The sequence below is a fragment of the Shewanella sp. TC10 genome (assembly GCF_009663145.1).
In the GTDB taxonomy this organism is placed as follows: Bacteria; Pseudomonadota; Gammaproteobacteria; order Enterobacterales; family Shewanellaceae; genus Shewanella.
Genome location: NZ_VKHR01000006.1, coordinates 71622 through 91224 on the forward strand (window position 1 = coordinate 71622; position 19603 = coordinate 91224).

The following is a 19603-nucleotide window of genomic DNA, read 5'->3' on the forward strand; positions in this document are numbered from 1 at the left end:
AATAGTCTAAATGGGTTGCCTAATATAAAAAGCGTCTGATTTTATGAGCAAAAAATCTTTTAGGTTTGATAAATTTTTCATTCTTTAGGTTGAGAGAAAGCGCCTTAATGTTATGCATGTGTTATAACTATAACAAGGTGACGATAAGGAGCACTGCGTGGCAAAACCTTCCCATACTCATAAATCTTACGCTTATCATGTTGCAGCAGGTTCAAAAGGTTTTACCTTAATTGAGCTGGTTGTAGTAATTATTGTGTTAGCTGTGCTTGCCGTTATTGCAGTCAGTAAATTTTTCGATCTTAAGCGCGATGCTGAAATCAGTCGTGTTAAGGCTGTTGCCGCTTCGTTTGAGCAGTCAGTTACCTTTGCGCATACTCGCTGGCAAATTATTGGTGGCAGTGAGCCAATGAATGATTTGCCTGATTTTGCTGATGACGATTTAGATATGAATGCCTTTGGCTATCCGTTAGGCACTGGAAAAGGTAATCCAATGGGGAACCCAGTTAATATTGGCCAAGGTCAGGCTGGGTGTGTGGATTTGTGGAATGCATTGATAGAAGATCCACCTACCGTTGCCATTAGAAATACATCAGATGATGTTGATTTTGAATCCTATCGCCATACTGCAGATGGTGGCACCGGTGCGACGCAATGTACTTACGTATTAAGAACACTGGGAGATACCAGAGGCCGAAATCGTGCAGAAATCAAGATTGTTTATGATTCGGTAGCAGGGACTGTTACCCCTTTCATTGAAGATTAATCCGTACCTCACAGGGTGAGTTAAGTGTAATTTAAATGTTTGATAAAACAAAACGGCTTACTGTTTTCAGTAAGCCGTTTTTGTTTGAAGTAAACTTAGCTTGCGTTTAGATTACTTACGCTTCTTTTTGAAAATGCGGCGGTAAAAAGTCACTGCGCTGAATAATAAAATCACAGTACCGATAAAGGCGATAGCAGTAATAAATGCCACATATTTAAAAGGCATATTCATCGCATCATGTAACGGTCTAACAAAGGTCGCGACTTTGCCTGATAACGGGCGATCACTGTGTAAAAGTGCAGATTGAATCTTACCTTGTTCATAGTTCATGGTGATGCTATCAGCTTGACGCAACCAAACATCACTGTGGGTATCAAAACGGATGCTGTAGTTAAGTTCTTGTGGCCCTTTAGGTTTTTCTGCGCCAGGTTCAGGTTTTTTCTGTCTAGGCTTACTTACTGCTACGAGTGAAGATTCAGGCCACATATCTTGGGCTGTTTGAAGCTGGCTCTGCCAATCACTTTTTTGGCTGACAGGGTATTGTACTTCTGCAACGGGTTGCTGCTTTAACGCACCCATCCACAAACCTTTATAAGTGATTAAAAAGCCAGTTATACATAGTAGAAATAGCGGAACTGAGATAAATAGCCCTAATTGAATATGGCTTTTAACTAGGCTACTTGATTTAGTGTTAGTTGGTATTGAGTGCTTTAATCTAAAAGTTTTGCGTACTCGCCACCATAGGTAAATACCCACTAATACGACTATACCGCCGACCATTGATGCCCATGCATTTAAGTACTTACCAAAATCACCTAATAAGAAATTTCTGTGTAGCCAGAACATGGTAGTCCATAGCGGAATTTCTCTGATGTTATAGGTGGATAGCTCATTCAAGTCTTGATCAAAAGCAATCGACTTACCACGAGTAGCAACTTCAATATAAGGTGAGTATTCGGTTGGAAAGCGAACCGTTCCCATGTCTGGGTAGCGCTCAAATAAGGTCTCGGTAACATGAGCTTTTTGTTCAACGGATAACGGCGCATATTGCTGCCCTTTGTCATCCATTCTTTTCAGCATGTCCATACCGCCAAGATAAACACCTGTGACTAATACAATCAGCATTGAAATGCTGATGACAAAACCAACCCAGTTATGAAACCATTTTAAAGCAGGGACTACATTCATGTTGATGTTCTCAGAGTGTTCTAGGCAGTTGCCAATTGATGGAAGTACTGTTTGTTGTAAAGCAACAAACTAAGCACTCCGTAAAAAATTTCGTGAATGATAATTAATCTCATTTCTTTGTTCAATTAAAGAAGTGTAAAGGAAGCATATAGTGTTAAATAGGTCACAAATTTACATTAAAAATTATGCTTCAAATGCTTAACAAGTGAATAACTATTCATCGTGAATTTGATTTTCTAGGATTGAGCTTTAGGTCATATAAGCAAAGTATCAGTAAGATTTATTTTGAAACCATTGTTATTTTATTGTTAATAAAGTGTTTTACTATTTTTATTGTTGTTTGGTTGGGTGTGTTTAAGTGTTCTTTTTGGTGAATATTTTGGGGTGGGTTAACATTAATTTCTGTTAATATGCAATAAATATTCAACATTAGTAATGAGTTTTACTCGCATTAGTGCGGTTCTTCACACTTCTTTACACTTAGTAAAAAAATCACTTCACAAAGTGGTGAACGCAAATGATAATCCATCTCATTAACGGTTACTGCCAAATTAAGGGCTACTTTGTATGAGAATTTCACCAATTGCGTTTGCTGTTGTAGCAGGTTTAGCATCAGCGTCATTAGCTGCTGAAGAAGCGAACAATGAAACTGAAACGAGTCAGAATTTTGTTGCAAATATTGAGCGCATTGAAGTGACTGGTATGAACTTCAATAACTACAAAGTTGGTTCATCATCTGGCGCAATGCGCGGTGATATTGATTTGATGGATACCCCGCAATCAGTGAATGTTATTCCTGATTTCGTCACAGATGAGCAGTTAGCAAGAAACCTGTCTGAAGTATTGGTTAACGATTCAAGTGTTACCGGTGGTAGCGAAAAGTGGAACCGCCAAGTGTTCAACATCCGTGGCTTTGAACTTGATTCAGGCAGTGGCTTTTTAATCAATGGCCAGCAGCAGTGGTCACACTACGTACAACCGATTGAAACACTACAACAAGTTGAAGTGCTTAAAGGTCCATCAAGCATGCTGTACGGTCAGTCAGGTCCTGGCGGCTTAATCAACATGGTGACTAAAAAGCCAACCTATGAAAACTTATTTGACGTTGCATTTGATACTGACGCGAATGGTTCAACTCGTTTTCAGTTAGATGCGGGTGGCGCATTAAATGATGCTGAATCAATTCGTTACCGCACAGTGTTAGTGAAACAAGACACTAAGTACTGGCGTGAATACCAAGATGGTAATGGTGAACAAGAGCAAGAGCGCGACCGCTTTTTAGGTTATTTGAACCTTGAGTTTGATCTACATGAAGATGTGATGTTATCGGTTAAGTACGATTACACTGACGACAAAACAGGCATCGACAGAGGCGGTTGGTTAGATGATAACGGCGACTTAGTTGGTGATCGTGAAGATATCTGGGATATGTCATGGGCATTTACCGACAACAACGTTGAAAACCTAGGTGCTGATTTAACTTGGTATATTTCTGACGATTGGAAAATGACCACAGGTTATAACCACCAGAGCTTTACTCGTCAGCGTTTAGATTCATCACCTTCAATGGTTGCAGGAATGGATCCAACCACTGATGGTTACCAAATCAAAGCCTTTGACCGCTATGATGATTGGCAGCATAAAACAGCCTACATGGACTTTACCGGTATCGTGAATGCCTTTGGTATGGAGCATCAAGTGTTAGTCGGTGCCAACATTCTTGATTACTACTATGGTCAGTTAAGAGATAGCGGCGATGCTCAAATGGTTATGCCAGGTCAAGATGTGCCTAGACCCGATCTAGATTACAACAATGACACCACCAAGTCAGAGTCGAGCTACAAGCATTATGGTTTTTATGTTCAAGACTTAATGACCATCAATGACGAATGGCAAGTACTTGCTGGTGTTCGTTATGATGAGCAAAAGAAAGACGGTGAAGGTGAGAATAGCTACGCAGTTTCACCAAAGTTTGGTGTGATTTACTCGCCAAGTGAAAATGGTAGCATCTACGCTAACTACTCGAAAAGCTTTAACCCACAGTCAATCGTAAATAGCGACAATGATGTCAACGATGGCATGAATTTAGACCCTGAGTACGGTGAACAGTACGAAATCGGAACTAAATGGGAACTGTTTGATGGTGGCTTATTACTAACCGGTGCGGTATTCGATACGACTGTGACCAACGTAACGGTACGTGAGCAACTTGACACACCTATTGGTGACGATGAGTACATTACGACTCAAAGTGGTAAACAGCATCACCGCGGTTTTGAAATGGGCGCGCAAGGTCAGGTTAGTGACAGTATATTTGTGACCAGTTCGATGATGTACTTGGATGCAGAATACGTGACAAGTGCTGAAGATACTGAGCAACTTGATGGTAAAACACCTGTTGATGCACCTGAATGGTCAGCTAATATCTGGACCCGTTACGAAGTTACTGACGACTTAGCATTGAATATTGGTGCTATCTACGTTGGTGAGCGTTTTGCTAATACCCAAAATACTATTGTAAAAGATGACTATGTTCGTTTTGACTTTGGTGCAGCATATTCTTTTGCTGTGCAAAATACGGATATGAGCGTGCGTTTTAATGTTAAAAACTTATTTGATACTGAATACTTAGGTGGTGGTACTAATACTGACGTTACTGTTGGTGAAGGCAGAAACTTCAGCTTAGCATTCGAAGCAAAGTTCTAAGTTAAAGCTCTAAGTTAAAGTTTTAAAATAAAGTTCTAAACTAAAGTTCTAAAATAACGTTTTGAACTAATATCTAAAAATTTAAACGATACCGTGTTTTAGTGAAAGGCCTTAACGTCAGCAATGATGTTAGGGCCTTTTTTATTAACTTATCAAACGTTACGACTATAGGTTCTTAGATAAAAACTCGTCAATCGCTTTAAACGTCATTAGACGATGCTGATTGTTGCTGAGGTAGTGATTTCCGTTATCAATTTCAAGGTATTTTACTTTTTTGTCCAGCCCATCTAACTTGCGGTACATATCGCGGCTTTGGCTTACTTGTACCACTTTGTCATTGTCACCATGGATTAATAAAATAGGCACATTGATTTTGTCAGCGTGATAAATCGGCGAACGCTCGTATAGTGCATTATAGTCATCACCAATGGTTTTTTTGGTCATTTCATGGTTGGTGTAAAAACGCGATAACTTAACCAAATCCTCTACGTCAGCAACGCCAGCAAAACTGATAACACATTGATATAAATCAGGTGTCATTGCCGCGCCCATCATTGCGGCATAACCGCCGTAACTGGCACCTGCAATACAAATCCGCTTGGGGTCTGCAATACCTTCATTGATTAAATAGCGCGTGCCATCTTCAACATCGGTTTGCATTTCTTTACCCCAGCCTTGTAAACCTGCAGTGGTAAATTGATGGCCATAGCCAGCAGAACCTCGAAAGTTCATTTGCAGCACGGCATAGCCGCGGTTAGCAAAGAATTGCGCCCAATAATCGAATGATTCACCAGTATTAGATTGTGGCCCACCGTGAGGGAAAATGATGGTGGGGAGTTTTTTAGGTTCAACCGCTTTTGGTAGTGAAAGGTAGCTTGGAATGGTCAAACCATCTCGAGCTTGATAGCTGATAGCTTGGGGTTCAGTTAGTACTTGCGGATTGAGTTGAGAATATTTGCTGGCAATAACCTCTAATCGGCGAGCATCTCGGTCACCATAAAGAAATAACCCTGGTTGAGTCGGGCTGGTGGCAAAGACAATATAACGACGTTCATTTTGGCTAAATTGCGTTAAGTAATTCTGAGTATCTGGTAACGCCATTTTGATACCACTGACCAGCTTTTGATAATCTTTGTCCCAAAAATGGTACTCATTATCGATACCTGTTGAAATTCCAATGGCTTGGCGAGTAATTTTAGAGTGAATTAATCCACCGTCGACATCATGATTTGCCTCTTTGTAGACTAACTTTTTTGTGAGTTTAGGGTCAGTTAAGTCCACTTTGAAAACTGCAAAGTAGCCTTCATGGTAAGCTTTTACAAATAGAATATTGGGGTTAACATCAAAACCAATAGGGATAACAGTATCCTCAGAGTAGGCTTCATTTTTCCACAATAAGCGCAATTCTCCATTGGCTTCATTTTGTTCATAAGTTCTATATTCAGTATTATCTGGGTCTCGGTAAGTGGCTATTCTTACTTTGTGTTGTTGATCGGTCATCCAATCAATTACATGCTCACGATAATATTGTTCAGTGGTGGTTTTGCCTGTTATTAAGTTAACTTTGATAACCGTTGGTTCGTTAACTCTCTTACTGAAACCTGATACAGACAGTAAAATATGTTCAGGATCTTTTGGCAATAGATCGACAATGTCATGTTGGTATTGAGGGATAGATTCAAAGCGTTTTAACGCTTTTTTAGTTAGCACACTACCCACATCGCCAGTTAACGTATTGTATTTAATTAAAATACTCTCATTAGCATCTTTACCAAAGCGTTTTGAAGGGATAAAAGCAGATATGAGTATGGTTTGATTATTGGCCCAGGCTAAATTGAATATGGTATAGCGTTCATGATCATTTTTGATTGGAATATGTGATTGGCCGGTTTCGATATTAAACAAAGCCACAATTTTATGCGGCACTGCTGCACTATCATCCAAAATTAATGAGGCTATTTGTTTACCATCCGGTGATAATCGTACCGTGCTGACATCTGGAATACTCGCAAAAGCTTCAACTGGGAGCTGCTGAGGTGTTGTTGCACTGACGGTGACCGTTTGGCTGATAAACAACAAAATAATCAGCGCTAAAATCCGTTTCATAATAATCCTAGTGGTTTGGGTTAAAGTGTCGCTCTCATCCGAAGAGCAATTAATGTGTGACTATTCAAGCTCGTGTTTTACGATCTCGTGCTATAAATGTTTTTGCAAAAACGCTTCGATGGCGACAAAGGTTTTTATTCGATGCTCATTGTTACTTAAATAATGGTCGCCATTTTCAAGTTCAATGTACTCAACTGGCTTTTTCAGATCATCTAATTCTTCAAACATGTCTTCACTATGTTGAACCCTAACAACACGGTCCTTATCGCCATGAATGAGTAATACTGGCACCTTGATGTCTTTGGCCTTACTCACTGGTGAGCGCTCATAAAGGGCATCATAGTCATCACCAATTTGCTTTTTAACGATATCAAAGTTGCTATATCGTCTGGATGATTTTACTAAGTACTCTATGTCAGTAACGCCTGCAAAACTAACCGCACATTGATATAAGCCTTCAGTGGTGGCAACGCCCATTAACGCGGCATAACCACCATAACTGGCGCCGACAATACAGATTTTATTGGGATCAGAAATACCTTGTTCAATCAGCCAACGAGTGCCATCTTCAACATCGGTTTGCATGTCTAAGCCCCAGTTTTTTAGCCCTGCTTTCATAAAGTCATAACCGTAACCAGCCGAGCCGCGAAAGTTCATTCTTAACACCGCATATCCACGATTAGCTAGAAATTGAGTCCAGTAATCAAAGCTATTTGAGTCATAACTGATAGGGCCGCCGTGAGGAAAAATAACCGTTGGTAGGTTTTTCGCTTCTTGGTTTAGTGGTGTGGTTAAAAAGGCTTCAATTTCTAGCCCATCACGAGCGTGATAGGACAATGTCTTAGTATCAGCAAGGAGCTCAGGGGTGAGGTTTTTATAGCGATAAGCAATCGGAATTAACTGGCCAGCATCACGATCGCCAAAAAGATAGATCCCTGCTTCTTTGGCATTGGTGGAATAGACAATATAACGGCGCTCATCTTGGCTAAATTGGGTAATGTAATTACGGTAATCAGGTAATGCTTTGTTTAAGCCATTAACCAGACCAATATATTCTTTGTCCCAAAAGGTGTATTCAGATTCTTCGCTGTCATCAATGCCAATGACTTTCTTTTTCAGTTCAGAGTAGATTAATGAGCCTTCGACATCGTAGTTTTGTCTGCTAAAGACCAGCTCTTTTGTCAGTTTTGGATCGCGTAAATCAACCTTGAAAATGGCTAAGTATCCTTCATGATATGCTTCCACATAGAGAATATTTTTATCTTGAGCAAAGCCTTTAGGCCATACTTGGTCTTCGGCGAAGGCTTCAAATTCCCATAAAATTCGTCTGTCTTCATCAGTGTCAGCTTGCTCATAAATACGATATTGGCTGTCTTTACGGTAAATACCAATTCTCACTCTGTGCTGACGGTCAGTCACCCAATGTTGAATATTGGATTCAGCTGGCTGAACAAACTTAAATCGACCATTTCGTGTATTAAGCTTAACGACTGATTCATAGTTAGGTTTATTACCTAAGCCTGAAATCTCCAGTAGCAGCTGTTCATCTTCGCTAGGCAATCTATCAATAATATTGGACTGAATTTGTGGCATCCATTTAAATTTGTTTAGCGCTTTACGGCTGAGTGCATTCAGTGATTTTTTCTTTTCTAATGAATATTTGATTAAACGGGTTTCTGTGGTGGGCGTGCCATACCGTGTGGCAGGGAATTTTGCTTTAATCAGCAAAGTGTCATTATTTGCCCAGCTTAAAGATAAAATGACGAACTTTTCATTGTCAGTTTGAATGGGGTAGATAGATTCTTTGGTATCAATATCTAAGATATTGATAATGCTGCCTTTCATTTCGTCGGTGTTTAGCCTAACCAATGAGGCGATTTTTTTGCCATTGGGAGACATGCTGACATGGCTCACATCGGGAATGCTGGCAAAGTCTTCTACGGGGAGTTTTTGAGCGTACACTGAAGCTGACAACAGCCAAAGTGTTGCCAGTAGGGCAAAAATCCATTTCATTGATACAGTCCATGTAAATAAGGTCACTATGTTACGGCTATGTTATCAGTAAAAAGATGGACAAAGCCAGTTTTTACTAACCTAAACCTATGTAATGATTATATTTGCTTAAAAGCCTGACTGTAGCGGTAATGAAGTCCAAGTGAGGCGCTACGGCACAGCATAAAGGCGCTCATGGCTGCCCATAAACCGTGGTTACCAAAGTCCTGCAACACATACCAGCAAGGAAAAAACACCACGAAAGTGGCAATAATCATGCTATTTCGCATTGCTCGACCTTGAGCAGCGCCAATATAAACCCCATCAAACAAGTACGAACCGAATGCCAGTAGCGGCATAAACACTAACCAAATAAGGTACACATTGGCTTGCTGTTGTACGATTTCAATACTGGTGAGTAAACTGATAATGCCACTGCCACCAAAATAAAATAGCACACAGAAACCCAGTGAAAATAGCGCAGACCAATAACCTGCCAGTAATACCGACTCTTGCAATAACTGCAGATTTTTTTGTCCGACTGCGCGGCCGACTTCAGCCTCTGCGTAATAGGCGATGCCATCTAACGCATAGGAAATCAGCATTAATAAGTTCAGTAGTACCGCATTGGCAGCAATGATGTCATCACCTAAACCTGCGCCGTAAAACGTCATAAAAGTAAAACTTGCTTGCAGGCATAAACTACGGATAAAAATATCACGATTCAGCTTTAGTAATTGCGAATAGCCTTTAAAACTTAAGTGGACGAATAACTTACCTAGATTAAAATCACTTTGCTGATAAAGGGCACGTTTGACAATCACCGCTGCGACAGTAAAAGCACAAATGTCAGCGATAACCGAGGCTAAAGCCGCCCCTTTCACGTTCCATTCAAAGCCGATAACAAACACCACATCCAAAACGATATTAACGATGTTGGCGATAATGAGTTGCCACATAGCAGCTTTAGGCGCTTGCCTGCCTAACAGCCAGCCAAGGAGAACTAAGTTGAGTAAAGCGAATGGAATAGACCAGATGCGAATGTTGACGTATTCGCTACAGAAGTGTTTTACCTCTGCACTGGCTTGGCTCAAAGACATGGCGAATTCAAGCAATGGTTGCTGCAAAATGATGGCGCAAAAACCGAATATCAGCGCTAAGCTACAACCTTGTACCAGCAATTTTTGCTGAGTTACGTTATCATTAGCACCATAAGCTTGGGCGACTAGACCCGTAGTCGACATTCTCAAAAAGCCCAATAGCCAGACAATTAACGTAATAATTGTGCTACCTAGTGCCACACCGCCTAAGTAATAGGCTTCAGATAAATGACCAATGACAGCGGTATCGACTAAACCTAATAGGGGAATAGTGATATTGGATAAAATCATCGGCAATGCTAACGCAAATAGCTGACGGTTTTTTTGGCTGTTAAATAATAATGCTTTTATGGACATAGGAATCTTATGTTAAAACAAAGTCTCTTGGGATTAATGTGGTTATTCTCATTTAATGCCAGCGCGGTGGTGATATTGCAATATCACCACGTATCCGAAACATCGCCAGCGAGCACCAGTGTGACACCGGCGCAATTTGAAGAGCAGATGCAATATCTTGCAGATAATGAGTTTACCATCATAAGTCTGACAGAAGCGGTAGATGCAATAAAACAAGATACGCCGATAGCCGATAAAAGTATTGTGATTACTTTTGATGATGGTTATCAGAGTATTGCTGATGCTGCAGCGCCAATATTAGCTAAGCATAACTTTTCATACACCTTATTTATTTCTATTGAGCCGATTGAAAAAGGCTATGCAGGAATGATGAGCTGGGATCAAATAAACCAACTAGCAGAAAATGGCGCAACCATTGCCAACCACAGTTGGGGTCATGAGCATTTGAACCGAAAGCTTGAAGGCGAAAACCATCAGCAATGGTTAACGCGTATCGAAAACAATTTATTAGATACTGAAGCTGAAATTAAAAAGCATACTGGCCAGAGCGTTAAAATGTTGGCTTACCCTTATGGTGAGTACAATGCTGACGTTGAAAACATTCTTAAGAAAAATGACTTTATTGGTTTAGGCCAACAATCTGGTGCTGCGGGTAAATATTCAATCTTAACAGCATTACCCCGTTTTCCTGTTGCAGGGCCTTATGCGGATTTGGATAGTTTAAAAGTTAAGTTTACTAGTTTGAACATGCCAGTGGTTAAGCAAAATATCACTGATCCATTATTAACTTCTGGAGATTGGCGACCTGAGTTAAAAGTCGAGTTAGACATCACTGATATTTACCCACATCAAGTGATGTGTTTTGTCCAAGGACAAGGCGCGAAAAAGCCAACATGGTTGACTGAAACTGAGTTTAGTATTCAAGCACCAGCGAATTTACCCGCAGGGCGTAGCCGTTATAATTGCACCGCTCCGAGTAAAACTCAGAAAGGCTATTATTGGTTTTCGCAGGCTTGGGTGAGACCCAATAATGATGGAAGTTGGCCAAAAGAATAATCTTTTGGTTTAGCCTGACGGCTAAGTAGTTTTCATTTTTGATCAAAAGCCAAATCAAGGTCGTGGCGCTTCGCCCACACCTAATCTTGGCCCCAGGATTTTAGCCTGTATTTCCAAACTCCGTTTGGATTAACATCGTGGGTTTTCCACCCACACCCGACCAAAAGGGGAAAAGCGCTTGTTCCCCTTTTGGATATCCCCCAGCGCCCCGACGAAAAATGCTGAAAAGCGCATGGTTTTCGATGGGGATTGATCCAGCTTTCAACCTCGCTTGTAGACTGCTTCGGTTTTATTCGAAAATGCTAACGCTTCCGACGGGCCGTCCATGGCCCAGCGAAAGCTAGCCTGACGTCCTGTCAGGCTCATGCTATTTTCTTCAACGTCCTCAATTCAAATTGAATCTTCTAGCTAATTAGAGCTAGATCTTTTGAGTTCTTTAATTTGACACAAATACAGTAAATTCGAAGAGACAATAATCCCAGTGTAGATGCAGCAGCGAGCTTCCAAAACATGGATGTTTTGGCAGAGCTTACAGGGACGTACTTGCAGCGTCTCGCAGTTGTATCTGCACAAAAGCCTGCGGCAGGCAATGGATTAGATTTAAGTGATGGTCTTAAGTAATTGAGCCAATATAGATGAAGTACAAAACATAAACGGGTAACTCGTTTATGCCCCAAAAAGATTTTCACTGATAGAAGTTGTTAGTAGCGCAATTAAAGCTTTAGCCTTATAAAAGCTAATGTGGGACGCAAGATATAAGACCTGCCCCCGAATTATCATTTAGGCCGGAGTATAGTGACTTCTCTTTCAGCGTAAACATTGCAATTTATGCAATGATGACAGTTCTTTGTTTCACTCAGACGGAGAAACTAGGAATCAGTTGTTTCTACGTTATAACTCATTGTTGATACACTGGTTTACTGTTAGTCTTGAATGATTAAAGTACTGGCGCTCTGTTCTTATTAAGACCGTTCTTATTCGGAATTCAGCCTAATATACTGTTAGCTTTAAAGGGAGTTTCGTGACTGATCCAGACTTAATTAAAACTCTATGGCTCATAGGTTTTTTCATAATATTTGCCTTTGTAGTAATTTTGGCAGCCATGTACGATAAAAGTAAATCCCGATGGAGTTATTTATATTGGGGAGGGTGCTTAATTTCTATCGCTATTTTTTCTATTGTGGGTATTGAATTAATCGAAGCTATATATAAAAAAGATGGCTTTGTTGATGGTTTCTCTCCAGCTAATCAGGAGCAGCTGAGCAAGTTTATCCAAGTAGTAACCGTGTTTAAATGGTCGTTTGTACTAATTGCAGGAGGCATAGGTGTTAATTTATGCTCTCACGGGATTATCAACTCTAAAGACAAGCTCAATGATGCCTTAGATCAGCAGCAACTAAATCACATTGAATCTAATACGGTAACAATTAAAAAGATGATCGCGGGACTTGGTGTTTTTATTTTTGTTGGTTTTATTGCTTTGTGGATGAAAATTTAAAGCTAACAAGTCGTTTAAAAGGACAAAAAACAGTTGGCTTTTGCTCCTTCGTCGCTAATTTTAGCCAACATATTATTTGCCTCTTAACGAGGCGTTACAAGGCAAATCAAATTTAGGAAGTAAGGCTATAAAATGAAAGAAAGCATTATGAAATTACAGTTGGCTATGTTTTATCAACAGCCACAGTTTAGACCTGATACAAGTATGAATCAGGTAAATATGGATATGGGTAATTTGTTTGATGCAATGCCTCAAATACTTTCAATGCCCAACGATGTACCTCATGATATTCCACGAGTGCAGATGAGGTCTGAGAATAATAAATATAACTGTAACATTGCACCTGCACGAATAGACTTCATCTTGAATGGTAATAATTTAGGTGAGGAGGCTTGGCCTGAAATTGTCCAAGATTTTAAAGCTAAAGCTGCTTTGTTTATTAAATCAATCACCTCAAGATCAAAAGTTAATCGGTTTGGTGTAATCGGTAACTTTTATATTCCTGATAAAACGCCAAGTAATACAATTTCAAGAAAGCACTTAAAAACAGATTTACAAAATGCCCAAGAGATAAACTTGAGGTTCAATAAGGCATCATCAATGCATGGCCTTAATTTAAACAACATATCTAGCATCAACACGGCTTTATCTGGAGATGGAAGTAACCCAGAAACAGGTATATTCATAGAGCTTGATGTTAATAACGTACCAACAATGGAATCAGTTTCTACCGATACGTTAACTGAAGTTGTAGCAAAAATACTTCCTACATTTTCACCTGATCAAGTTAAAGGTTTGGTGAAATAATGGCTGGCTCAAGCTCTAGTAGCTCTTCAAATCAAATTCCAAGTAGTTCCTCTGCAATTCCAACAGACAACCAAGCTTGGAACAAGCTGATTGCTGAGAATAGCAAGCCGAGAACACCCGCACAAATTAAAGCCGCTGGAGATGTATCAGTTAAAATCGGCGTACTTTGGCTAGTTGGTATTACATGCGGGCTATTAGGTGTTTTCGGCTGCATCGCATTTTTCATGATTCCAGATAACGCAAAGGACCTATGGGTAATCATTGGACCAATTATCACCGCTGGGTTAACAGGCACACTCGCATACCTGACAGGAGAGAAAAGTGGCTCCGGTAAGTAGCCTTGTAACAAGTCAACCAGCTTCGCGCCTTCGGCGCCGGACGCAGCAAAGCTGCGCCGGTTATTGAGGCGTTATAAGCCAAAGGAGGTAACAAATTGGAATCAGCATTAATAATAGTCCTTCAAATACTAATTCTTATTAGTGTTGGCTGCATTTTTTTGTTTAGAAAACTGCTCTTTTCATACTCGTCTGAAAAAGGTAAGAACTTAGCTACAAAAGAAGATATTGCTGAGATCACTAACAAAATTGAGTCGGTGAAAAACGATTATGCTCATCAATTAGAAGCCACCAAAGCAGATTTATCATCTCAATTGCAAACCAGCAGCATTCGATATGAAAGAGAGTTTTCAATTCTAGAACAACTCACTGAATTGCTTGTAGACGTACGAAATCGTGCTAATAGTTTGAGACCAGTGTTTGATAGAGTTCCTGAAAGTAAAACCGAAGAAGAAATTAAAAATTCGCGCCTTCAATCGTTATATGAAGCAAGGTTAAAGCTTTATGAATTAAGAGAAAAGAAGCGACCATTTTATCCTGAAAGTATTTATGATTCGCTAACTGATATTGATAAACTTGCACATACAGAGTCAGTTAAGTATCAGTATCAATCACCGTTTGACAGCCGTGGATTTGAGCAATATTGGCAGGAAGCAGAGAAAAACCAAAAAGAAATCGCAGAAAAAGCTGATATTTCCATCAAATTAATACGAGCTAGAGTTATCGAGTGGGAACAACTTTCAGCAGGCTTATAACAAAGCAATTAAGTCGGATTCGTGAACGCGTGCCGATTCCGCTTCGCTTCATTATGGCACACGTTCACTAACCACTTATTGCGGCGTGATATCTCTTGGAGTTTATATTGACTGTAGTGGAAACAGAAAGGTTATCAATTCGACAAATTACTGATGCAGATGCTGAAGATCTTTCGAAGGTCTTAGCTGACTCTACAGTAATGAAATACTCTACAGTAGGGGTTCACTCCGAACTGCAGATTAAAGAGTATATTGTTAATTGCCAGCAACAATATGACTTAAATGGTTATGGGCACTGGGCTATTTATGATTCCTCTACTTCTGAATTTGTAGGTGTTTGTGGCCTCAATAAACATAAAATTGATTCTGGCGAAGTTGTACATATCAATTACCGTTTAGCTGCGAGCCAACAGGGAAAAGGCTATGCTGTTGAGTCTACGTTTGGAGTATTAGGCTTCGCTAAGCACACTTTACAGCTAGAAGTCGTACACGCACTTATTGAGCCTGAGAATACTAGCTCTATTAAAGTAGTAAACCGAACAGGCTTTAAATTCATTGGTAGTTCGTTATTTCGTGGGTTTGAAATAGATGTTTATCAAGTCATGCTATAAAACGAGCTTCAGTAAAGGGCTATTACTTAAATCGAACTCCTCAACGGCTCGCATTAAAAAGCCTCAATATGTTCATATTGAGGCTTTGTTATATTTCCAGTACCTATATAAAAATTTTAAGCACTTTCAATAATCTGCTTTAGATCCGCAACCAGCTCTTTATTCAAAATTTGTGGAATTTTTCCTGGTTGTTGTTTGGGTTTAAACACCGCGTATTTTTCCCCTTGGGGTGACACTAAAACATAACTAGCGCTATGGTCGACTTGATAGTCAGCGCCATCTCCAACCATGGCGTAGGCAAAGCCTAAGTCTCTGGTGAACGGGAATAACTGTGCATGTTCAGCGGTGACTGCTTTAAAATCTTTATTAAAAAAGTTGATGTAATCTAAGCGCTTGGTTTGCGAATCTCTGTCAGGGTCCACTGACACAAACACTACCTGAATATCTTCTGATAGCGACTGTAGCTCAGGGTAAGCAGCATTGAGTTTATTCAGTGTGGTTGGGCAAACATCAGGGCATGAGGTAAACCCAACAAACACTAAACTCCATTTGCCGAGTAGTTGCTGATTGGTAAACTCATTGCCTAGTTGGTCATGCAAAGTAAATGGCGCTAATGCTCTTGGTTGGTCGAACATATAACTGCTGGCAAGTTCAAGCGGCTTAGGCTGCGAAAAATTAACCGCTACCGCCACGCCTAAACCTAACATCATCACAGCCAGTGCGATTATCTTTTTCACATTCCTTCCCCTCTACTGGTCACTGATACTGTCATTAATTGACCCATAGGTAGTGGTCGACAAGTAACACCAAAAACAGAATCATTAAGTGGTAGATAGAGAACTTAAATACATCCATCGCCAGCCCTGGTTTGTCATGGTATTTAAGTTGCCATGCTTTGTAGATAAATCCACAACTTAGAATGGTGGAGCCGACTAAGTAAACTGGGCCACACATACCAACGAGCACAGGTAATAAACAGGCTATTGCTAGCAATAATGTGTATAGCAAAATACAGGTTTTAGTGAACTCTACACCGTGGGTTACAGGCAGCATAGGTACATCGACTTTGGCGTATTCTTTTTTACGATGAATCGCCAATGCCCAGAAGTGCGGTGGTGTCCAAGTGAAAATGATGATCACTAATAACAGTGCATTACCGTGCAGTTCATTGGTCACAGCTGTCCAACCTAATAGTGGTGGCATAGCGCCAGCTAATCCACCAATGACAATATTTTGCGGTGTAGCGCGTTTTAAATAGGCGGTATACACCACTGCATAGCCAATTAAACTAGCAAAAGTCAGCCATGCAGTTAATGGATTCACTAATGCGTATAAAATGATAAACCCACCTAAGCCAATAGAGGTGGCAAAGGTCATTGCTTTAATTGCAGACACTTTACCTTTTGGTAATGGACGGTTGTAGGTACGCGCCATTAAGCCATCGATACGGCGATCAATTAGGTGATTATAAGCTGCCGCCGCACCGGCCATCATGGCTATGCCAATCATGCCAAAAATAAGCGGTTGCAGTGGCACAGCGCCAGGCAGTGCTACGCACATACCGACCAATACCGTCAGTAGCATCAGTGCGACGACTTTTGGTTTGGTCATCTCGAAATAAGCGCGCCATTGCAGAGTGTCTGTTTTGGTTGCGCTTGCGGGTAAAGATAGTGATTTAGCCATAATAGAATCCTTGCTTATGCTTTACGCCACAGCGCATAGTTAATGAAGATAACGGTTAACAACAATAACGCTGCGCCTCCGTTGTGTGAGACTGCAATACCTAAAGGCAAGTGCATTACAATATTGCTAATGCCTAAACCCACTTGTAACACCACAAGGGCAAATAAAACCCATGCACTTTGTCGCATGATGGATGATTGTGCTTTGAGTAATTTAAACGCTAACCAACATAAACTGATAGCGGTAATAACGCCCCAAATACGATGAGTGACATGTATGGTCATTCTAGCGGGGTAATCAAGTACGCCATATTCAAAGCTGGGGTGATCGCCTTGAAATGGCGAGAAGGCTTTAGCAAACTGTAGGTTATCCATCCAGTTGCCTTCACATATTGGCAAGCTAGTACAGGCTAATGCCGCATAGTTTGATGATGTCCAGCCGCCTAACATGATCTGTATGACTAACACCACAAGACTCACCATCGCCAATGGACCGAGCTTTCGCGCATAAGAATCGCCGCCTGGGATCCGTAAGGGTTTGGTTCTTAGGTAGAGTAAAAGTAGTAAGGAAAATAAACTAAAGCCGCCAATCAAGTGCCCCATGACCACAATGGGCATGAGTTTCATGGTGACTGTCCACATACCTAATGCCGCTTGAAATAAGATCAGTGCGGAAATAAATATCGGCAGTTTTTTCGGTGCATCGGCTCTTTTTAAGCAAACAATTAAAATAGTTAACACCATTAAGCCTAATGCGCCGGCAATATAACGGTGGATCATTTCTAGCCAAGCTTTTTCTGGCTCGACGGTGAGATTTGGAAAGTTGGTTTCGACTTTAGCCAAGTCGGCTGCATCACTGGGTACGCCAATATGACCATAACAACCCGGCCAATCAGGGCAACCTAACCCCGCATCTGATAAGCGGGTGTAAGCGCCCATCAAAATAACGGCAAAGGTAAATACCAAGGTGAATTTGAGGAGGTTTTTTATATCCATTAACCGACCCTCGACAACTTCAATAACTTACGTAGGTCGGCAATCATTGATTTGCCTTGATCCATATTTTCTTGCTCACCGATGATGCCAGGATATTCCATCACTAGGCTGCCGAGTGGGTCGACAATAATCATTTGCTGTTCTGTCATCATTGCAATGATGGCTTGGCTAGCATTGGCAGTTTCAAATGGCACTTTGAGCTTTTCAAGGATTGCCGTGTCACTATCAGGTTGCAGCATGATAATAGGACTCACGCGATCTTGATGCTTACCTAAAGCCACGTGACTTTGATGCAGTACGTATAAACGTTGCTGACATTGTTCTAGGCAGTCTTTAGGTAATAGATATAACAGCTGCCAAGATTGTGGATGCGGATTTTCCATTGATAAGCTTTGATAGCTCACCTCTGGCGGAATAAGTTGGCCTTTATTGGTTGCTGCGCCATTGTATAAGTCCATGCTTAATACCAGCTTTGCGACGGCCACTGGTAAGATAAATACCAGTACTAGGGCAAACAATGCCTTGTTGTTTTTAGGTTTTACTGGGGAGTTCATACTTGCTCCTCTTGTTACGGCTTAATTTATTAGTTTGGTTTTATTCGTTTTCGCTTGTCTTGCTAGCTGTGCTGTTAGGTGTTGCTTTTATTAAGTGCTTCCATCCTATCCATAGCATCAGTGACAAAAATACCGCCGCCATGGTGAACCATTGCAGTGCGTAGCCTTGGTGTTTTTGGGCTGATAATGGAATGGGTGTCCATGGCTTAGGTAATGCAATGTTAGGGATAGAATCTGGCTGCAGTACTACTGGTGCCAGTGGGTGGCCTATTTTCTCAGCTAAGGCCGCTAAATTGAGGTTTTGAAAACGCATCACATGGCCGTCTTCAGCATGGAGCTGGTGGCTTAAAGGGTTAATTTGTTTTTGATAAACACGACCCGTTAGGCTAATGGCAGAAAGTGGTACAGGGGTTATGTCAGGTAAAATTCGACGATCGATATTGGCAGCAACAAAGCCTAATTCAACCAAAAGCCAAGGTAGGTCTTTGTTAACTGCTTCAGCGTTATCAATTGTAATATCATTTGTGACAGCATTTGTATTAGTCCCTGCATTAGCAACTTGAAAAACTTGGTAGGCTAAGTAACCGACTCGTCCTTCAAACACTTGGTTATCGAGTAGCAATATTTGTTGATTTACCGGAGTTGCATTGACACTTAAACGGTAACCACTGAGTCTTTCATCAGCGCCAAAAGCAAGCAGTTGATCAAAACTTAATTCACTCGCAGCTTGTCTGGCTGACAAGGTGGCTTGCCACGCCGTTTTTTGCTCAGCTCTATCAAGTTGCCAAACGCCTAACTTGACCAAAATACAAAACACACTCACAGTAACAAGCAGCAATAACCCAGTAGATAGTCGCCAGACTCGCAAAGGAGAGCCCATGGATACCTTAGTTATTTTCAAGCTTGTATTAGTACTGCTGCTTGTATTCATATTATTTAATCTAGCTAGAGCCTTGTTTATTATGGTTAAAGCTGAAAATAAACAACCAATGAGTCAATTTTTAGGACGTCGAGTTATCTTTTCTGCTTTGGTGATGGTGCTGTTATTACTGGCCTTAGGATTAGGTTGGGTAACCCCTAATCCAAGGCCTTATTAG

At 40.7% G+C, this 19603-nt stretch carries 18 protein-coding genes; 9 read left to right on the forward strand and 9 right to left on the reverse strand.

Annotated features, from left to right (window positions below):
• Nucleotides 1–157 precede the first annotated feature (157 nt).
• Entirely contained in the window at nt 158–763 is a 606-nt protein-coding gene (locus FNZ24_RS03465; RefSeq protein ID WP_153913032.1) for a prepilin-type N-terminal cleavage/methylation domain-containing protein, read from the forward strand.
• A gap of 111 nt (nt 764–874) precedes the next feature.
• On the opposite strand, the gene FNZ24_RS03470 is transcribed toward FNZ24_RS03465, so the two are convergent.
• Nucleotides 875–1951, reverse strand: coding sequence for a PepSY-associated TM helix domain-containing protein (locus tag FNZ24_RS03470; protein WP_153913033.1), 1077 nt, complete (start codon nt 1949–1951; stop codon nt 875–877).
• A 567-nt stretch (nt 1952–2518) separates the two neighbouring features.
• Here FNZ24_RS03470 and FNZ24_RS03475 point away from each other — a divergent pair.
• On the forward strand, nt 2519–4657 hold the full coding sequence (locus FNZ24_RS03475; RefSeq protein WP_153913034.1) for a TonB-dependent siderophore receptor: 2139 nt from the start codon (nt 2519–2521) through the stop codon (nt 4655–4657).
• A 165-nt stretch (nt 4658–4822) separates the two neighbouring features.
• On the opposite strand, the gene FNZ24_RS03480 is transcribed toward FNZ24_RS03475, so the two are convergent.
• The 3 genes from FNZ24_RS03480 to FNZ24_RS03490 form a co-directional block, all read right to left on the reverse strand.
• Nucleotides 4823–6763, reverse strand: coding sequence for an alpha/beta hydrolase family protein (locus FNZ24_RS03480; RefSeq protein ID WP_153913035.1), 1941 nt, complete (start codon nt 6761–6763; stop codon nt 4823–4825).
• A 90-nt stretch (nt 6764–6853) separates the two neighbouring features.
• Nucleotides 6854–8776, reverse strand: coding sequence for an alpha/beta hydrolase family protein (locus FNZ24_RS03485; protein ID WP_153913036.1), 1923 nt, complete (start codon nt 8774–8776; stop codon nt 6854–6856).
• 98 nt (nt 8777–8874) lie between these two features.
• Nucleotides 8875–10212 (reverse strand): MATE family efflux transporter, encoded by a 1338-nt coding sequence (locus FNZ24_RS03490; protein ID WP_153913037.1) that lies wholly within the window; start codon nt 10210–10212, stop codon nt 8875–8877.
• Between the two features lie 9 nt (nt 10213–10221).
• On the opposite strand from FNZ24_RS03490, the gene FNZ24_RS03495 reads away from it, so the two are divergent.
• The 6 genes from FNZ24_RS03495 (at nt 10222) to FNZ24_RS03520 (ending at nt 15274) form a co-directional block, all read left to right on the forward strand.
• A complete protein-coding gene (locus tag FNZ24_RS03495) occupies nt 10222–11268 on the forward strand; it encodes a polysaccharide deacetylase family protein (RefSeq protein WP_153913038.1) in 1047 nt (348 codons plus the stop codon).
• 1021 nt (nt 11269–12289) lie between these two features.
• Nucleotides 12290–12766 carry a hypothetical protein gene (locus FNZ24_RS03500; protein WP_153913039.1) on the forward strand — a complete coding sequence of 159 codons (477 nt, stop codon included), beginning with the start codon at nt 12290–12292 and terminating at the stop codon, nt 12764–12766.
• Nucleotides 12767–12898: 132 nt separating this feature from the next.
• A complete protein-coding gene (locus FNZ24_RS03505) occupies nt 12899–13573 on the forward strand; it encodes a hypothetical protein (RefSeq protein WP_153913040.1) in 675 nt (224 codons plus the stop codon).
• Nucleotides 13573–13911 carry a hypothetical protein gene (locus tag FNZ24_RS03510; RefSeq protein WP_153913041.1) on the forward strand — a complete coding sequence of 113 codons (339 nt, stop codon included), beginning with the start codon at nt 13573–13575 and terminating at the stop codon, nt 13909–13911. Before FNZ24_RS03505 ends, FNZ24_RS03510 begins: the two co-directional genes overlap by 1 nt.
• 95 nt (nt 13912–14006) lie before the next feature.
• On the forward strand, nt 14007–14663 hold the full coding sequence (locus FNZ24_RS03515; RefSeq protein WP_153913042.1) for a hypothetical protein: 657 nt from the start codon (nt 14007–14009) through the stop codon (nt 14661–14663).
• 116 nt (nt 14664–14779) lie between these two features.
• Nucleotides 14780–15274 (forward strand): GNAT family N-acetyltransferase, encoded by a 495-nt coding sequence (locus FNZ24_RS03520; protein ID WP_228768367.1) that lies wholly within the window; start codon nt 14780–14782, stop codon nt 15272–15274.
• Between the two features lie 116 nt (nt 15275–15390).
• Here FNZ24_RS03520 and FNZ24_RS03525 read toward each other — a convergent pair whose 3' ends face one another.
• From FNZ24_RS03525 to FNZ24_RS03545, 5 genes are all read right to left on the reverse strand, one after another.
• Nucleotides 15391–15984, reverse strand: a complete 594-nt coding sequence (locus FNZ24_RS03525; RefSeq protein ID WP_153913068.1) for an SCO family protein — start codon at nt 15982–15984, stop codon at nt 15391–15393.
• A 61-nt stretch (nt 15985–16045) separates the two neighbouring features.
• The gene (cyoE, locus tag FNZ24_RS03530) at nt 16046–16957 is read right to left on the reverse strand and encodes a heme o synthase (RefSeq protein WP_153913044.1); all 912 of its coding nucleotides are present in this window, start codon (nt 16955–16957) and stop codon (nt 16046–16048) included.
• A gap of 14 nt (nt 16958–16971) precedes the next feature.
• Complete coding sequence (locus FNZ24_RS03535; protein ID WP_153913045.1) at nt 16972–17952, reverse strand: COX15/CtaA family protein; 981 nt, start codon at nt 17950–17952, stop codon at nt 16972–16974.
• Nucleotides 17952–18506 carry a hypothetical protein gene (locus FNZ24_RS03540; protein ID WP_102526716.1) on the reverse strand — a complete coding sequence of 185 codons (555 nt, stop codon included), beginning with the start codon at nt 18504–18506 and terminating at the stop codon, nt 17952–17954. The genes FNZ24_RS03535 and FNZ24_RS03540 overlap by 1 nt, the downstream gene beginning before the upstream one ends.
• Nucleotides 18507–18546: 40 nt before the next feature.
• A complete protein-coding gene (locus tag FNZ24_RS03545; RefSeq protein WP_228768363.1) occupies nt 18547–19386 on the reverse strand; it encodes an SURF1 family protein in 840 nt (279 codons plus the stop codon).
• Here FNZ24_RS03545 and FNZ24_RS03550 point away from each other — a divergent pair.
• Nucleotides 19385–19603, forward strand: coding sequence for a DUF2909 family protein (locus tag FNZ24_RS03550; RefSeq protein WP_102526718.1), 219 nt, complete (start codon nt 19385–19387; stop codon nt 19601–19603). The genes FNZ24_RS03545 and FNZ24_RS03550 overlap by 2 nt on opposite strands.

Bases quoted from the DNA above. Each gene is read 5' to 3' on its own strand.
- FNZ24_RS03535 (WP_153913045.1), bottom strand. From the start codon at position 17,952: ATGGATATAAAAAACCTCCTCAAATTCACCTTGGTATTTACCTTTGCC.
- FNZ24_RS03470 (WP_153913033.1), bottom strand. From the start codon at position 1,951: ATGAATGTAGTCCCTGCTTTAAAATGGTTTCATAACTGGGTTGGTTTT.
- FNZ24_RS03545 (WP_228768363.1), bottom strand. From the start codon at position 19,386: ATGGGCTCTCCTTTGCGAGTCTGGCGACTATCTACTGGGTTATTGCTG.
- FNZ24_RS03480 (WP_153913035.1), bottom strand. From the start codon at position 6,763: ATGAAACGGATTTTAGCGCTGATTATTTTGTTGTTTATCAGCCAAACG.
- cyoE (WP_153913044.1), bottom strand. From the start codon at position 16,957: ATGGCTAAATCACTATCTTTACCCGCAAGCGCAACCAAAACAGACACT.
- FNZ24_RS03495 (WP_153913038.1), top strand. From the start codon at position 10,222: ATGTTAAAACAAAGTCTCTTGGGATTAATGTGGTTATTCTCATTTAAT.
- FNZ24_RS03550 (WP_102526718.1), top strand. From the start codon at position 19,385: ATGGATACCTTAGTTATTTTCAAGCTTGTATTAGTACTGCTGCTTGTA.
- FNZ24_RS03510 (WP_153913041.1), top strand. From the start codon at position 13,573: ATGGCTGGCTCAAGCTCTAGTAGCTCTTCAAATCAAATTCCAAGTAGT.
- FNZ24_RS03485 (WP_153913036.1), bottom strand. From the start codon at position 8,776: ATGAAATGGATTTTTGCCCTACTGGCAACACTTTGGCTGTTGTCAGCT.
- FNZ24_RS03540 (WP_102526716.1), bottom strand. From the start codon at position 18,506: ATGAACTCCCCAGTAAAACCTAAAAACAACAAGGCATTGTTTGCCCTA.
- FNZ24_RS03490 (WP_153913037.1), bottom strand. From the start codon at position 10,212: ATGTCCATAAAAGCATTATTATTTAACAGCCAAAAAAACCGTCAGCTA.
- FNZ24_RS03525 (WP_153913068.1), bottom strand. From the start codon at position 15,984: ATGATGTTAGGTTTAGGCGTGGCGGTAGCGGTTAATTTTTCGCAGCCT.
- FNZ24_RS03505 (WP_153913040.1), top strand. From the start codon at position 12,899: ATGAAAGAAAGCATTATGAAATTACAGTTGGCTATGTTTTATCAACAG.
- FNZ24_RS03475 (WP_153913034.1), top strand. From the start codon at position 2,519: ATGAGAATTTCACCAATTGCGTTTGCTGTTGTAGCAGGTTTAGCATCA.